This window comes from Maribacter caenipelagi (genome assembly GCF_004364175.1).
Classification (GTDB): Bacteria; Bacteroidota; Bacteroidia; order Flavobacteriales; family Flavobacteriaceae; genus Maribacter; species Maribacter caenipelagi.
This window is the reverse complement of the sequence record NZ_SNZW01000017.1, coordinates 121,614-137,690: the sequence shown is the minus strand read 5'-3', so window position 1 is coordinate 137,690 and position 16,077 is coordinate 121,614. Positions and strand designations below refer to the sequence as shown.

Sequence of the window (16,077 nt, the reverse complement as noted above, 5' to 3'; positions counted from 1 at the left end):
CTGCACTATTTTAGAAAGCTTCCCATAATAACTAAGGGTGCAATTTCGAGTGCGCAAAGGTACAAAATAAAATAGAAAAAATAGGAGCTTATGAATTTTTGATAATTCCTGAGGACTGTTACCCAACCAATTATATTAATAATAAAAAACAGAATAAGGGCGATAATAATTACGATTTGTGAGTCAATAAAAACATAGGCTAAAAATATATTAGCAATGAAAAGAACAATGCCAGCATAATTTAAATACGTTAGTTTCTTAAAAATCAACTCATTAAAGGTGTTGTACGAATTAAATATGAAGCCATTAAATAGCTGCACCATTGTTTTCGCAGTTATAAATAAGAAAACACCTGCAAGAAGTAAAGGAAAAATATAAGGGTTTTTTGCTTCGGTAGGGTTGAAATAGGAGCGCCAAATAAAAAAAATAAATAAGGTCGTATTTATGATTTGAAACACGCTCATTTGAAAATGAAACCAATTAAACAGTTTTTCTTTCTTTGTATACATCGTAATGTACTTGTTATTGAAAGGAAGAATAATGAAGTTTATAAAACGGGTGTAATAGATACTTTTTGCAATTAACGGAAACAACAGACTAACCATAAGTGTTATGGTGATCCAATCAGTTTGCTCAAAAGTTCTTGCAATAGGTTCCATTATTTAATAGGAATTGCTTTGCCGTTTAGACCGTATAATAAATCGTTCTCAGAAATAACTACTCTAAAGTAACCAATGTTTTCCTTTTTTGTTTTAGGCAGTTGAAATATAAAATGAGTTGTGTCTTGTTCCTTTAATAAGGTGTTTCCGGTTTGTGTAGACTCTGGTGTCATTTGCAGCGTTTCTACGGGACTTTTGTAGTGATCCATATACGTTATTGCAAATTTCAACTTTTTAAGGTCTATATCCTCTTGATACGGATTGTAGATTTTAAGGTCAACGTCTTCTTCGGAGTTCAGAGCAACCGGAATGTCTGCAACAATACAATCTAGTTTTCGAAACGATTGAAAGTTCGCTATGTACTTGCCTTTGTACAAACCATCGTCTTCTCTTGTATAAGTGAACGTAGGGTTGTTTAAATATTTAGAAACGTATGCGACATCTTTACCACGTACTTGTTCTTCAGAGTCGTTTATAGAATACTGATTTTTTCGATACATGAAGTTGTTCAATGAAAAGGTTGGTGTTGCATCGGTGTAGAAAGAATACATAGGTGCATTTCTATACGAGTTTTCAAATACCACTGGTATATCGCCAACTTCCTTTTCAATTGCCTTTGCCCACTCTTTATTGCCATGAGTTTCGTAATAGAAATTAAAAAGTAGCGGTTGGTAGGCAAGCCCCATTCTTAAATAAATAATTAAAATAGTATTGATGAGTCCTAATCTAAAAATCCAGTTTAAGGCCTGTTTGTTTTGTAGCATATAGTTGAAGGCGATAATCACCAGAGGAATACAAACAATGATAATCCATTGTGTTTGTACCCTTCTATTAAAACTAGAAACAAAAAAGAAAATAAGCACGCCGTAGGTAAGGTATATTAGAGCCTTGTTGAACAAGTCGTTTCCTTTAGTTTTAAACAGCGCCTTATAAATAAACGGAAAGGTTAAACCGAATATGGCAACCAAATTTACAATAAAGCCTAGTGTGTATTTTTCAAAACTATATGCACCGTTAGGCCGTTCATATAAATGATATTTTATAGATACAAAGTCGTTTTCGTATAGCCAATAAAAATGCGGGGCATAGCAAAACAAAGCAATTGCTACGGCAAGCCAGGCAAATTTGTTAGTGGTAAGCTTAAGGTTTGAGAGTAGTACAAAGAATATGACCAGTACGGCATGGTACTTACTGTACATTAAAGCGGCCATAAATATACCTATTACTATAGCTAAACCTGCAGTTGGTTTTTTAATAAAGTACTTGTATGTCAATAAAAAGCAGCTCGTAAAAAATAATAGCGGTGTATCTGGTAATGTAAAAAAGCCATAGGCATTTAACAGCGTCATCGAAAAAACCAGAACAAAGAAATGTTTAATGTAATCGTTCTTTTTTGGGTTGTCTATCATCATCCAAAGAAGAATGATATTGATGGCAGATAGCACGCAGCTCATGAAACGTACACCAAGTTCACCATTAAAAAAGAAGCTGCTGATTTTCACCAACAGCGCCACCATCGGCGGGTGGTCAAAGTAACCCCAAGCCATGTTCTGACTATAATACCAGTAATAAGCTTCATCAAAAATGAGTTGCGTAAAACTAGATTGTACAAGGTTTAGAATGAATATTGCAGCTAAAAAAAAGTAAAACTGCTTTGGAATTTTAGTCAACATTTGCATCGATTACTAAATGGCAAAATTACAAATTTAAGGTTAGCTACCTAGTTTAAAAATTTCATAAAGGTATTGTTAGCCATTTTAAGAAGACTTTTAAAACCTTACTTTTGTCGAAACACCTATAAATAATATATGTCCAGTAGTATCGTAATCATACCTACGTATAACGAAATTGAGAATGTAGAGGCTATAATTCGGGCGGTATTCAATTTGCAGAAAGAATTTCATGTACTCATAGTAGATGACAATTCACCAGACAAAACAGGAGATTGCGTGCGCGGCCTTCAAGAAGAGTTTAAAGGAAGATTATTTTTAGAGACTAGATTAGAGAAATCAGGTTTAGGTACCGCATACATTCACGGTTTTAAATGGGCAATTGCCAAGCGTTACGACTATATATTTGAAATGGATGCCGATTTTTCGCATACCCCTTCAGATTTATTGAGACTCTTGAAAGCTTGTGAGAACGGAGCTGATTTGGCAGTAGGCTCTCGATATAAAAAAGGAGTAAACGTAGTAAATTGGCCACTGCACAGAGTGTTGTTGTCATACGGGGCTTCGATATATGTGAAGCTGATTACCGGTATGCGGGTAGATGACCCTACCGCTGGTTTTGTTTGTTATAAAAGAAAAGTATTAGAAGCTATAGATTTAGATTCGGTTCGTTTTGTAGGCTATGCATTTCAAATAGAAATGAAGTTTCGGGCGCACTTAAAGCACTTTAAAATAGAAGAGGTTTCTATTATTTTTAGAGATCGGGTATTAGGGAAATCAAAAATGAGTTCCTCAATTATAAGCGAAGCTATTTGGGGTGTGTTTGTAATGAAAATGAGAAGTCTATTTTTGAAAAATAAGTTTTAGTTATGGGTAAAATTTTATTGAAAAACGGAATAATAGTTAATGAGGGAGTAGCAGAAGAAAATGATATTCTAATTGTTGATGAACTTATTACAAAAATAGGAAAAGACATATCTGATGCAGATGCTGAGGTTATTGATGTTTCTGGGAAATATATAGTACCCGGGGTTATTGATGATCAAGTTCATTTTAGAGAGCCAGGTCTTACCCATAAAGGTACTATAGCAACCGAAAGTAGGGCGGCACTTGCTGGTGGTATTACCACTTTTATGGAGCAACCTAATACAACGCCGCAAACGACCACAATTGAGAAGTTAGAAGAAAAATTTGCAACTGCAGCGAATTCTGCCTTTGCCAATTATTCTTTTTTGTTCGGCGGTACCAATGATAATCTTGAAGAATTAAAGAAGTTAGATAAAAATGCCTGCTCAGGTATAAAACTGTTTTTAGGTTCTTCTACGGGCAATATGTTGGTTGATGATGAAAAGGTAATTGAAAGTATTTTCAGTAATACCGAAATGGTCATCTCTGCACATTGCGAAGATGAAACGACCATACGTAAAAACATGGCGAAGTATAAGGCAGAGTATGGTGATGATATTCCTGTCGAAATGCATCCTATCATAAGAAGCGAAGAAGCTTGTTACCTTTCTTCATCAAGGGCAATTGCGTTGGCAAAGAAAACAGGTGCAAGGTTACATGTGTTCCATTTATCGACCGGTAAAGAAACCGATCTGTTCCGTAATGATATTCCGTTAGAACAAAAGAAAATTACTGCTGAGGTTTGTATACATCACCTTTGGTTTTCTGATGCAGATTATGCAGAAAAAGGGACGTTGATAAAATGGAATCCTGCGGTAAAAACAGCAACCGATAGAGATATGCTTTGGGATGCATTGTTAGATGACCGAATAGATGTTATCGCAACAGATCATGCACCACATTTATTGGAGGAAAAAGAAAATGTGTATACAAAATCACCTTCTGGCGGACCGTTAGTGCAACATGCCTTAAATGCCATGTTAGAGAAGGTAAAAGAAGGGAAAATTACAATAGAGAAAATGGTGCAGAAAATGTGCCATAACCCGGCAATATTATTTCAGATAGAAAAGCGTGGGTATATACGTGAGGGCTATTATGCAGATTTAGTAGTTGCAGATTTAAATAGTTCTTGGACGGTTACTAAAGAGAATATTGCTTATAAATGTAAATGGTCTCCTTTTGAGGATACCACATTTTCATCTAAGATCGTACATACCTTTATTAACGGACATTTAGGGTATAGTAACGGACAGTTTTCTGAGAAGCGAAATGCAAAAAGGCTAACATTCAATAGACCATGAAGCACTTATTATTTTTAGTGGTAGCACTGTTAATGCTTTCATCGTGTGCCGAAGAATTAGTAGAAAAGCCAGATAATTTAATACCAGAAGATAAGATGGTGGCGGTTATTAAAGAAATGGCTATCGTCAATGCTGCAAAAGCAACTAATCTTTCTAAGCTACGCGAAAATGGTGTAGAGCCAACATCTTTCATATTTAAGAAATACGAAATTGATAGTGCCCAATTTGTAGATAGTGACAGGTATTATGCGTCAAAACCTTTACAATATGAGAATATGTACAAGAAGGTGGAGTCTGATCTTGAAGATCAACGTCTAAAATTAGAGGATGAGAAAAAAATTAGGGATAGTTTAAGTCTTGTAGAGAAATCTAAAAAGAACATTGATATTAAAGGGAAAGACTCGGTATCGTCTAAGAGTGTTCAGAAATAAATAGCTTCGAAGAAAATTTTACTTGTTCGTCTAAGCCCTCAAATTCCATATTTAGAGCGTTCTTTATTTTCTCGTTATTGAATGTTGTAGGGTGTTTTAGTCCGTAAATAGTGTTTTTTGTTATCGTTCTAGGGCTTCCGGTCATTAGGTTTCTAAGCTTATCTGCAAACTTTCCGATATTTAACTGCCAGAATTTTAAGGATTTAAAGGGAGGCTTTTTATCCATCGATATTGCAATTTTTTTCAAAATTTCTTGATATGTCAAGTTTTCGGCTACCAGAATAAATCGCTCGTTATAAATACCAGAATTCATTAGTGCGATCATAATATTGGTAACATCGTTTATGGTTATAAATCCTGATCCACCAGGTGGGTAATATTGATATCCTTTAGCAGCTGTTTTAAAAAAAGAACCGCTACCAGCATTCCAAAACCCTGGTCCAAGTATAACGCCCGGGTTTACGATTACAACTTCTAATTCTTCTTGTGCGCCACGCCAAACTTCCATTTCGGCAAGGTGTTTTGTAATGGCATATGGGTTGGCATTTTGGCGAGTCCATTCGGTTTCTTCGTCCGCTTGATTATTACTAATCGTTCTGCCGATAGTACCAATGGTACTTACATGACACAATTTTTTAATACCCTTTGCTATGCAGATATTTACGATATTGGCAGTACCTTCTCTATTTATACGTTCAAGCTTTTTAAAATCTGATGGATTAAAAGAAATATATGCCGCACAGTGGTAAACATTATTAATACTTTCAAAAGCATTTTCTAAAGAAGGTATATCTAAAATATCTCCCTGTACCCAATCGATTTTAGCAAATAAAGAAGCAGCATCATCAGCATAGTAAGAGAAGATTTTTTTTACCTGAGCTAGCTTGTCTTCAGTTCTGTACAAAGCCCGAACTTCTGTATTGTTCATTGTTAATTTCAGTAGCAAATGCGACCCCACCAACCCTGTGCCTCCTGTAACTAATACCATAATTCAAATTTAGGGAATACAGGTGGATAAATTCATGCTTTAATCTACTGTGTACTGGCAAGAATTCCATTTATATTTGCAATTCAATTAAAATTCAGGAAGAGATGACAAATTTTGTCAAGGAGTTACAATGGCGCGGAATGTTGCACGATGCAATGCCAGGAACAGAAGAGCATTTATTAGAAGGCATGCAGTCTGCGTATGTAGGTATAGATCCAACAGCAGATTCTTTACATATAGGTCACTTGGTAGGGGTAATGATGCTTCGCCATTTTCAATTGGCAGGGCACAAACCTTATGCTTTAATAGGCGGTGCTACTGGTATGATCGGTGATCCTTCTGGTAAATCTGCAGAGCGTAATCTACTTGACGAGAAAACGCTTCGTCACAATCAGAATGCCTTAAAAGAGCAATTATCTCGTTTTTTAGATTTTTCTGGAAATGAGGATAATGCTGCCGTATTGGTCAATAATTATGACTGGATGAAAGACTTCTCTTTCTTAGAATTTATTAGAGACGTAGGTAAGCATATTACGGTAAATTATATGATGTCTAAAGACTCTGTAAAAAAGCGTCTTTCATCAGAAGCAAAAGAAGGTATGTCATTTACTGAATTTACCTACCAATTGGTTCAGGGATACGATTTTCTGCACTTGTACAGAGAACATAATTGTAGCCTTCAAATGGGTGGTAGTGATCAGTGGGGTAATATTACGACGGGTACAGAATTAATTAGAAGAATAGCGGGTGGTAAAGGGTATGCACTTACGTGCCCGTTAATAACAAAGGCAGATGGTACTAAATTCGGTAAAACAGAAGGTGGTAACGTTTGGTTAGATGCAGAAAGAACATCGCCATATAAATTCTACCAATATTGGTTGAACACGTCAGATGATGATGCCAATAAATACATTAAAATTTTTACGTTCTTAGGGCAACAAGAAATTGAAGATTTAATAAAAGAACATACGGAAGCGCCGCACTTAAGATTACTTCAAAAAAGATTGGCAGACGAGATTACGGTAATGGTACACTCGCAAGATGATTTGGATAATGCGGTAAAAGCTAGTCAAATACTCTTTGGCAAGTCTACAGCTTCTGATTTAAAAGGATTGAATGAAAAAACATTCTTAGAAATCTTTGATGGTGTACCGCAAGCAGAACTTTCAAAATCTGAATTAACAGACGGTCTGGATATGATCGGGGCATTAGCAGCTAAAACTGACTTTTTGGGCTCTAATGGTGAGGCAAGAAGAGAATTGAAACAAAATTCAATTTCGGTAAATAAAGAGAAAGTAAAAGAAGACTTTTTAATTACTGCAGATGATTTGATCAATGACAAGTTTGTATTACTACAGAGGGGTAAGAAGAACTACTTTGTATTGGTTTTTAATTAGATAAATCTTTTTTGACTGTATTTTATGAAGTTTAAACTTGTAGCGGTATTGTTCTTGTTATTTATTTCTTGTCATGATGATGATCCATTAATTGCAGATGCCGAATTAGAAGGTGAATGGACGCTTTCTGATGTTATATGTTATTGCGCATTCGCATCTGATATTGATTTTTCGTTGACTAAAGTAAGTTTTAATCCAAATAAAAATAGCGTAACCGTTACTAGTGAAAGCGAATACTCATTTTTTAGAAATAATGGGGAACATACTTATGGTGGTCAAGCCAACCGAATCAATTTTTCTGATGGATCTGTGTACTATTTCGAAACTAAAGGTGAGTTACTTACACTAACCTTTGAAGACAATCCTGATATTGCAGATGATGAGATAACCTATATTTTTAAACGATAGGAAAGATTGCGTGAAATATAGTAGCGATTTTTAAATATTTTTATGTGAATAGCGTTTGTTAGCATAAACCCCCAAGTTATGTTTAAGAAGAGTATTACTATCATTTGTTTGTTTGCATTAATTATTTCGTGTGATAAGCTAGACGAGTTGACAAAGTTTGATATGGAGTATAGCCAACGTGCTACCATACCTTCTACAGCAGGTATTGATTTACCTTTCGATGTTTTTACGCCAGAAATGGAAACCAACTCAGAATCTACTTTTGAAGTAAACGATACCAGAAAAGATTTAATTGAAGAGATTAAGTTGACCGAATTAGAGATGGTCATTATATCGCCCGATGGTGCTGATTTTAGCTTTTTAAATTCTATAGAAGTATACATCTCTGCCGATGGTTTAGAAGAAATCAAAATTGCCTATTTAGAAGAAGTTCCTGAAGATGCAGGTACTGTTATTACTTTAGAAACCTCAGATTTAGATTTGAAAGAGTATATAAAGAGTGATGAATTCAGTTTACGATTAAATACCGTTACCGATGAATTAATGAGTAGCGACCACGAATTAGAAGTAAATTCCACCTTTTTTGTAGATGCTAAAATATTAGGACTTTAATTTAATATTGCCTTAACGCAACTATTTTCTAAGTTGGGTATCTTGTAACTAGTTAAAAGTCTTCGTGCTATGAAAAGATATACCCTTTTGTTTCTGTTTCTAGTTTTTCTTGCCTCTTGTGCTAATGACGATGACTTTGGGTTGGAATCTACGCAGTTTGTTTTCTCAGAACAAAAATGGCAGCTAACTCAAATGTCTGGTAGTTTTCAAAATTCAGAAACTACAGGAGAAGAAATGGAATGGCAAGAATATTACATTTTCTCACCTGAAGGTACTTTTGTAAAATCAAGAACTATAGATGATGAGATTATTGAGGCTACGGGTAGTTTTGAGGTTGTAGAATACGAGAATAATCTAAATCACTACTTAGAACTTACTTTTGAAACCGGAAACGAACTAGCAGGTAATTGTACGGGCGATGACAAAGAACTTTTAATGTACAGAAGTTCTACTATGATTTCAAGCCTATGGATGGCATGCGATGGTCCTGGTTTAGATTATTTGCTTATCAAGAACTAAAGCACCATTAAATTACATCCTCTAATATCAGAGTTATCGAATCTTCCTATAATTTCAAAAGTGCCATCTTGATTTATTTTACCTAAATCTTGAGTAGCGATAAAAGAACAAGAATTTATATTTGCCAAATCGATTACGTTGATTCCGCCAGATTTACCAGTGTTTAAATAAGTAAGAGGGTCTTCGGTATCGCGCACTAAAATCTTCATCCAGTTAGGGCAATCGAAAACACCATTTCCTTTTGAATAGGCTTGTGAAAGTAGCTCTGTCATTCCGTATTCAGAATGTATTTTAGGTACACCAAATCCGTTTGATAGTAACTCATGTAACTCTTGGCGTACAATTTCTTTTCTTCTCCCTTTCATACCACCAGTTTCCATAATAATGGTGTTTTGTAAAGACATCTGATATTGCTCGGTAAACTCTAGCAATGCAAAAGACACACCTATAATTAAAATTTTGGTATCGGTTTTTTGAAGCCGTAGCAGCAATTGGTGAAGTTGTTCGTATTCATTTAAGAAGAAACCGCTTTCTGGTTGATTTGATTTCTTAATTAAATTATTTGCCATATATATTAATGAAGAACCTGTACGTTCTAAATAAGAAGGTAAAAGCGCTACTACACAATAGTCCTCGATATCGCCGTAAAAGTGTTTAAAAGCCTTCAAATAGCTCTGCTCGTAAAGGCTGAGGTCGGTAACATAGTGCTTACTGGTTTCGCTGCCCGTAGTGCCGCTACTGGTAAAGGTTATTTCTGGGGTATCTGTAGTACTAAGAACATCTTTAGATTTAAAGAATTCTATAGGTAAAAAAGGAATCTGTTCTAAGGTGTGAACAGCATCTGGTTGCACATTTAAATAAGTGCAAAAATCGTGGTAGACTACGTTGTTGTCGTATTGAAATTTAAATATACGCAGTGCTTGGATTAGAAAATCCCCTTCTGTTTGTATATCAAAAATAGCGTTATGCTCCATGTTCCTTACCAATTCTGGCAAAGGTACTGAACCAAATTATTTTAATTGTTTTGAGATGAGAATATGTAGCGTATTTATTTCACCACTAACTTACGGGTAATCGACTTTTCGTTTTCAGTTACCTGAACAACGTAAACACCGGGCGATAGTCTAGAAATGTTCAATGCTTTAGCAGACAATTTTTCGGTTAGTACTAGTTCACCGAATACATCATAAACTCTAACTTCTTTTAAGTTGTTTTTCTGTGTTGTTACATAGACAACATCGGCAATTGCCGGGTTAGGGTATAATTTGAATCCGACAATTTCATCGTTACGTAGGTTGTTGATATTTATAGTGTCTTGGGCATATACCCCAACGGAGACTACCATAAATAGCATAAAGTAGATTTTCTTCATTTTTTATTGATTTGGGATCAACACTGTAAAGGTAGATAGAAGTGTAGCTGGTACACTGAAAATGTTGTGAAAGCTAAATTTATGTAGGTCAATGAAATACGCGAAGTATTTCGTCGTAAAAACGTGTAGTTAACCGATAATGTATTTTGAGAATATCGAGAAAAATAGGGAAATTATTACTTAACAATTAACTTACGTGTGCACATCTTGTTCTTTTCAAGAACACGTAAAACATAAACACCAGAATCTAAATCTGAAAGATTTAATTCTTTGCCCAAAATAGTAGTCTTCAATAGCAATGTTCCAAAAACATCGTAAATAAAGATTTCTTTAGGAGCGTTAAGGTTGGTAGAAATATAAACTTTACCTGTAGTAACCGGATTTGGATACATACTAAAACCATCAATATCTCCATTGCTTTGGGTACTTTGTCCATAGCTAAAAGAAATAAAGAAAAAGAAGATGATTAGGTAAAGTTGCTTCATATAAAGCTGGTTACAAATGCTATGCCACAAATATAGGAATTTAACAGTCTCTTATATTTTTGTAAGAGGAGATATTGTGAAAAGATCGATGAAATGCAAAAAGATCGATGAAATGCACAGTTTATGACGTCAACTACCAATTTTATTGGGGTTTTAAGTTGCGTGTAGTCTTTGATCGTAAGAAATATTTTAAACAAAAAAGCCCGCAATTTGCGAGCTTTTTATTAGAAAAATAAGTTTAAAATTAATCTTGAAGATTAAAATAATCGACCAGCTCATCAAAATCTCTATAATCTAAAGTACCAGTAGGGATATCTCTAATTTTGGAAATATTTAAGCCAATAATCGTTAGGTTTTTAAGTTCGAAACTTGAACCAAAATCATTGGTTCCGTCAGCATTTTCAATATAAATGGTATAGTCTAATTCTTCAAGGTCGCTTCCTCCTTCGTAGAATATGCGATAGTCCCTTTCTAGATTTATATAAGCCAAAGATTTCATTTCATTTAAATTGGGATCTTTAAAAAACAAAGATATGGAGTGAATTTCGTCAAAATCGATTTCAAGATCAAGGTCTTTTAGGCTCAATGTAAATTGTAAGGAATCTTTTATAGTCTGATTTCCAAAAGGAATTAGAAAGGCATCATCATTAGATACGGTGTTAATATTTCATCAGATGTTGACTCGTCTATATATTCTTCTTTTGAGCAAGATGCTAAAAAGACCATAATAATGCTAGCTAAAAAGAAGATGCATTTTTTCATTATATACATATTAAGATTCTTACTAAAATTAAGATATTATCCCACATCTATTTTGAGTTAAATGTTATCAAATAGTTATCGGTTTTAAGAATAAAAAAAAGCCCGCTAATTGCGGGCTTTTGGCTATTGAATTTTAAAGATTTTAGAACTGGTAGCTATATCCTAAAGAAATAGCTTGTCCTGGATATCTAGAAGAATATATTTGGTCTTGAGCACCAAAAGATTGGTAAACACTCTCAATATCATCATTGATAATGTTTTCAAACTTTAAGGTTATTTTGCTAGAGTTTTCTTTACCGAATTCTTTACTTAAGTTCATTTTTAAGTTGTGGAAAGGTAGCGTGTAAACATCTGGGATATCGCCATTACCTACAATTTCCAAGGTTTTACCTTGAACATTGTAAACGATACCACCTTGCCAGCCATTATCATTATTTGAGTAGTCAAATCCAACGTTTAAAAGTAAAGGAGACTGCCCTTGTAATTGTCTAGTGTCATCTAATGTTTCACCTGTTCTTAAGTTATCTATTCTTGCAGCTTCTTCATCTTCACTATATGTTTGCTGAGATTCAATAACAGAAATATTAGCATTGAAATTGAAATTTTCCCATCCTGGAATAAAGCCCATATTTCTTCTATATTCCAATTCAGCACCAAATACCTTGGCATCACCTAAATTTAAGGGGATAAATTGCCCTCTAGCTTCTCTAATGAATGTAAGTTCAATAGGATCATCAAAAGTTTTGGCAAAACCACTGATCGCAAAGAAATTCGTTCCTTCACCATAAGCTTCAAATCTTATATCATAGTTATTAATATAAGTTGGTTGAATATCGATATTACCAATAAAGAACGTACTTGATACAGGGTCAAAAATCTGTGCGTTAGATGCCTCTTTAAAAGAAGGTCTAGCTGTAGTACTAGAAAACGAAGCTCTTATTTTCTTATTTGCTTCTTCGTTTAGTTCGTAGATAAAGTTGGCAGAAGGGAAGAAATCTGCTTTGTCTAAAATTGTTTGATTGTCAAATACTTCACCATCTTGGTTTTCACCTGAGTAACGTAGGTCAAACTTTTCAAATCTTACACCAACAATAGCGTTGAACCTATCAGATAGTTTAAATTCATCGCCAACATAACCTGCGCCAACGGTAATTTGAGAGTTGAAAGAATCAGATATATTAGAATCACGTCTTACATAAGTACCTTCTCTTGTTTCTGGATCATAAATATTTTCAGGAGCTAAAACTAAATCTGCATTACCTTCAAAATTTAAACTATAGTTTCCTGCTTGTGATTGGATAGGTGTAGAGAATTGATTAACAACAAAGTCTCTTTCTTTAATAGTAAACGCACCACCAAATTTAAGTTTTGCATCTCTACCAAATAATTGATGCTTTCTTGTAAGATCTAATTTACTAGCTACGTTGTATTCTTCTAAGTCTCTCCAAATTCTACTAGGGTCTCCAGATTCACTAGGGGAAATAGTAAAGTTTCCAGTTTCAGGCTCAAATCTAAAAGGAGTCGTTCTCAAATCCTTATCATAGATTTTAGAGAATGTTGGCGAAACTTTCCAAGAAACTTTCCAAGAAGCATCTTCGTTCGTGTGTTCACCATTTAATAAAATGTTGGTAATAGAACGTTGTGTATACGTTAATACATCTTTGAAAATAGTGTTAGAATTTACATTAAAGTTATCTTGTCTAATGTATGAAGCACCAGATTCTCCATTTTGTATGTGTAATACATTCAACTTGTATTTAGACTGAAGGCTTTTTAATGAAATACCTGCAAGCCCACTAATAAGTACGTTGTTGACACCGATATTACCAGATTGTGTTCTATCATCGGTTAGCTCAAGAACAGATTTATCTTGGTCTTGTTTTCTAAATACTTGTCCGCTAACAGCATCTTCGTAGAAATCAGTACTGTTTTTATATGTAAGAGAGGCTAAGTAACCTATTTTTTTAGTTCCATCTTCATTAAGGTCATATTGGTTACCAGCTGTAAAACCAATATTAAAATCTGCACCACTTTGATTTTCCAGTGCTTTTAGATTTGGTTCCAATAATCTTGTTAAGGCAGCGGATCTATTGCCGTCTACAACAGGTAAAGGAGTTTCTATATTTTGAGGTATTGCCAAATCTCTTTGGCCATTATCAAAACCTAATGCATCTGTTGGGCTACCATCATAATTAAGGTAATTGTCCTTGAAGTGCATGCTAGAGTTGTAGCCTAAACCTGTAGATATACTGTATTCAGCTCTAGTAGGAAAATCTTTAGTGACAATATCGACAACCCCACCTGTAAAATCTGCAGGCTGATCTGCGGTAGCAGATTTAATAACTATAATATTGTCAAGGATGTTAGTTGGGAAAATATCTAATTGCAAAGTGTTTCTGTCTGGATCAAGGCCGGGCACATCTACACCATTTAAAATAGATTTAGTGTAACGGTCGCCTAAACCACGAACATAAACAAATTTACCTCCTTGTACAGATACACCAGGTACCGATTTAATAGCACTAGCAATATCGCTAGCGCCTGATTTTTTTATACTTTGTATAGATAAGCCATCTAATAGGGCTACCGAATTCTTTTGAAGATTTAGAACGGAAGCTTCTGTGTTTTTACTAACTGTAGTAGTAACAACTACCTCATCAAGTGCATTTGCAAGTGGGTTTAATGTTATGTCAATTATTTGCTCGGCACCAGGCTCAACGATTACTTCTGATATTTCTTTGGTTTCGTAACCTAAATAAGAAAATGTTACAGTGTAAGTGCCAGGCTCTACGTCTAGAACATATTTTCCATCAAAATCTGATGTAGTTCCTTTTGTTGTTCCTTTGATAAGAATATTTGCAAAAGGGAGAACGTCATTAAATTCACCATCATTCACAGTTCCTGATATAATACCCTCTTGTGCAGATATAATTTGAGCGGAAAAGGTGATAAGTAAAATTAATAATAACTTGAGTTTCATAAGTAATGAATTGAAATTGTTAAAAAGAAATAAATTGCTCGCCTAAAAAATATCTTAGGACGAGCAATTATTATGTGTAACTATTATTTGTATTTATAATTAGAAACCTAAGCTAGCTTTAGCGTTAGAGTAGGTCCAAGAAAAAGCAGATGTGTCAGCACCAACAGTTGCTTCTGTAACGGCAGATGAGAAAGTTGCAGCATCAGCTTCAAAAGTAGTACTGTCAGTTGTATCGTTGAATACATCAGAAGAGTTAGTAACACCTGTTGGTAAAACTATTTCCCAGTTTGTCAATACTAATGTACCGGCAGTATAATTTGCAGCAACACCTTCATTATCCAATTCAACATCAGAAAGTACTAAATCAGTACCTACACCTGTAAAACCAGTAACTAAGATATTATTGTTTGTACCCTGCGCGTTTGATCTGAAATCAGCGATTTCACCACCAGCAATATTTTCGGCAAGTCCGATTAAAGTAGCGTTTGTTAATGTGTATGCACCTTGTAGAGAACCTTCAGGACCATCAATTTCTAAAGCATGATCAGAAATACCACCTTGTACAACCACTGCATTATCAATAGTACCAGAGTAAGCTTGGTCAATATCAAGACCATCGTCACCTTGTGCCCATACAAATAGGTTAGTAGCGTTAACGCTTCCACCAAAGAACTCTACACCATCATCGACATTACCAACAACTTCAATATTGTCAATAGTTGTTCCAGTACCAACAGCACCTAGGGTAAGACCGTTAATTTCATTTCCTTCACCTATTAAAGCACCACCGTGACGTATAGAAATATATTGAAGAGTTCCAGAGTCATCGGCAGCATCAGTACCACCATAAAGACCTTTGTCTCCGTCTGTATCTGTTGGTACACCTTCTATTTGAGCAGACACTGCATCTCCATCAAAAGATGCTGGTGCGTTACCTAATAAAATTAAACCACCCCAAAGACCACGATCGTTTTGGTCAAGGTTAGTACCACTTGTTTGTCCTATTACTATATTATCTGCAGCAGAAGTAAAAATAATTGGTGCTGCAGCCGTACCTAAAGCTTCAATTTTACTACCTCTTGTCACGATTAATACAGAAGCATTAACACCTGATCCCGCATTTGCTTTTATTATTGTTCCTGGTTCAATGGTAAGTGTAGCCCCTTCTGTTACGAATACTCTACCGTCTAAAGTAACAATCTTATCAGCAGTCCAAGTAACATCTGTAATGATGTCTTCAGAAACAGTTATTGAAGTTTCAACTTCAACTTCAGTTTCTGTTGTTACCGTATCTACAACGATAACTTCTTTTTCAACTTCCACTACGGTTTCTTTTTCACAAGATGCTGCAGCGATAATAGCAGTTACTGTAGCAAATGACCAAATAATTTTTTTCATCTTTTCTTTTTAAGTTTATTATTTTAACTAGGTTGGCAATAGAGTTCTTTTCAATTATTATTTTATTGCACTGCAAAGAAAGAGAGCGGTTGTAATGTTCGGGTTAGATCCATGTTAAACATTTATTTTGTTAATGTTACCTAAACGTTACTACATTAAATCAATGTTAACAGCCGTTGCAGTAATAGT

Annotated in this window: 17 protein-coding genes; 7 read left to right on the top strand and 10 right to left on the bottom strand. The window is 34.8% G+C overall.

What is annotated here, in order from left to right:
- Positions 1 to 5: 5 nt before the first annotated feature.
- Together DFQ03_RS14950 and DFQ03_RS14945 are read right to left on the bottom strand one after the other, a co-directional pair.
- A complete protein-coding gene (locus tag DFQ03_RS14950) occupies positions 6 to 605 on the bottom strand; it encodes a DUF4271 domain-containing protein (RefSeq protein WP_243834525.1) in 600 nt (199 codons plus the stop codon).
- 53 nt (positions 606 to 658) lie between these two features.
- Positions 659 to 2,332: an ArnT family glycosyltransferase gene (locus DFQ03_RS14945; RefSeq protein WP_133674052.1), complete on the bottom strand. Its 1,674-nt coding sequence runs from the start codon at positions 2,330 to 2,332 to the stop codon at positions 659 to 661.
- 135 nt (positions 2,333 to 2,467) lie between these two features.
- On the opposite strand from DFQ03_RS14945, the gene DFQ03_RS14940 reads away from it, so the two are divergent.
- Genes DFQ03_RS14940 through DFQ03_RS14930 form a run of 3 tightly spaced genes read left to right on the top strand, consistent with a single transcriptional unit; the run spans position 2,468 to position 4,967 of the window.
- Complete coding sequence (locus DFQ03_RS14940; protein ID WP_133674050.1) at positions 2,468 to 3,196, top strand: polyprenol monophosphomannose synthase; 729 nt, start codon at positions 2,468 to 2,470, stop codon at positions 3,194 to 3,196.
- A gap of 2 nt (positions 3,197 to 3,198) precedes the next feature.
- Positions 3,199 to 4,536 (top strand): dihydroorotase, encoded by a 1,338-nt coding sequence (locus tag DFQ03_RS14935; RefSeq protein WP_133674048.1) that lies wholly within the window; start codon positions 3,199 to 3,201, stop codon positions 4,534 to 4,536.
- Positions 4,533 to 4,967: a DUF4296 domain-containing protein gene (locus DFQ03_RS14930; protein ID WP_133674046.1), complete on the top strand. Its 435-nt coding sequence runs from the start codon at positions 4,533 to 4,535 to the stop codon at positions 4,965 to 4,967. The genes DFQ03_RS14935 and DFQ03_RS14930 overlap by 4 nt, the downstream gene beginning before the upstream one ends.
- Here the strand turns inward: DFQ03_RS14930 and DFQ03_RS14925 are convergent.
- On the bottom strand, positions 4,948 to 5,955 hold the full coding sequence (locus DFQ03_RS14925; RefSeq protein WP_133674045.1) for an NAD-dependent epimerase/dehydratase family protein: 1,008 nt from the start codon (positions 5,953 to 5,955) through the stop codon (positions 4,948 to 4,950). The genes DFQ03_RS14930 and DFQ03_RS14925 overlap by 20 nt on opposite strands.
- 104 nt (positions 5,956 to 6,059) lie before the next feature.
- Between DFQ03_RS14925 and tyrS the strand changes: the two genes are divergently transcribed.
- The 4 genes from tyrS to DFQ03_RS14905 all read left to right on the top strand — a co-directional run bounded on the left by tyrS (position 6,060) and on the right by DFQ03_RS14905 (position 8,891).
- Positions 6,060 to 7,352 (top strand): tyrosine--tRNA ligase, encoded by a 1,293-nt coding sequence (tyrS, locus tag DFQ03_RS14920; RefSeq protein WP_133674043.1) that lies wholly within the window; start codon positions 6,060 to 6,062, stop codon positions 7,350 to 7,352.
- Positions 7,353 to 7,376: 24 nt separating this feature from the next.
- The gene (locus tag DFQ03_RS14915; RefSeq protein WP_133674041.1) at positions 7,377 to 7,760 is read left to right on the top strand and encodes a hypothetical protein; all 384 of its coding nucleotides are present in this window, start codon (positions 7,377 to 7,379) and stop codon (positions 7,758 to 7,760) included.
- Positions 7,761 to 7,838: 78 nt separating this feature from the next.
- Positions 7,839 to 8,372 carry a hypothetical protein gene (locus DFQ03_RS14910; RefSeq protein ID WP_133674039.1) on the top strand — a complete coding sequence of 178 codons (534 nt, stop codon included), beginning with the start codon at positions 7,839 to 7,841 and terminating at the stop codon, positions 8,370 to 8,372.
- 69 nt (positions 8,373 to 8,441) lie between these two features.
- A complete protein-coding gene (locus DFQ03_RS14905) occupies positions 8,442 to 8,891 on the top strand; it encodes a hypothetical protein (RefSeq protein ID WP_133674037.1) in 450 nt (149 codons plus the stop codon).
- On the opposite strand, the gene DFQ03_RS14900 is transcribed toward DFQ03_RS14905, so the two are convergent.
- The 7 genes from DFQ03_RS14900 to DFQ03_RS14875 all read right to left on the bottom strand — a co-directional run bounded on the left by DFQ03_RS14900 (position 8,888) and on the right by DFQ03_RS14875 (position 15,888).
- The gene (locus tag DFQ03_RS14900; RefSeq protein WP_133674035.1) at positions 8,888 to 9,865 is read right to left on the bottom strand and encodes a LuxE/PaaK family acyltransferase; all 978 of its coding nucleotides are present in this window, start codon (positions 9,863 to 9,865) and stop codon (positions 8,888 to 8,890) included. The genes DFQ03_RS14905 and DFQ03_RS14900 overlap by 4 nt on opposite strands.
- A 74-nt stretch (positions 9,866 to 9,939) precedes the next feature.
- Positions 9,940 to 10,263, bottom strand: coding sequence for a T9SS type A sorting domain-containing protein (locus tag DFQ03_RS14895; RefSeq protein ID WP_133674034.1), 324 nt, complete (start codon positions 10,261 to 10,263; stop codon positions 9,940 to 9,942).
- Between the two features lie 176 nt (positions 10,264 to 10,439).
- Entirely contained in the window at positions 10,440 to 10,748 is a 309-nt protein-coding gene (locus DFQ03_RS14890) for a T9SS type A sorting domain-containing protein (RefSeq protein ID WP_133674032.1), read from the bottom strand.
- A 244-nt stretch (positions 10,749 to 10,992) separates the two neighbouring features.
- Positions 10,993 to 11,334, bottom strand: a complete 342-nt coding sequence (locus DFQ03_RS14885) for a hypothetical protein (RefSeq protein WP_133674030.1) — start codon at positions 11,332 to 11,334, stop codon at positions 10,993 to 10,995.
- Between the two features lie 44 nt (positions 11,335 to 11,378).
- Complete coding sequence (locus tag DFQ03_RS19145) at positions 11,379 to 11,510, bottom strand: hypothetical protein (protein WP_262711600.1); 132 nt, start codon at positions 11,508 to 11,510, stop codon at positions 11,379 to 11,381.
- Between the two features lie 142 nt (positions 11,511 to 11,652).
- Entirely contained in the window at positions 11,653 to 14,490 is a 2,838-nt protein-coding gene (locus DFQ03_RS14880) for a TonB-dependent receptor (protein ID WP_133674028.1), read from the bottom strand.
- 99 nt (positions 14,491 to 14,589) lie between these two features.
- Entirely contained in the window at positions 14,590 to 15,888 is a 1,299-nt protein-coding gene (locus DFQ03_RS14875; RefSeq protein WP_133674027.1) for a hypothetical protein, read from the bottom strand.
- Positions 15,889 to 16,077: the final 189 nt, after the last annotated feature.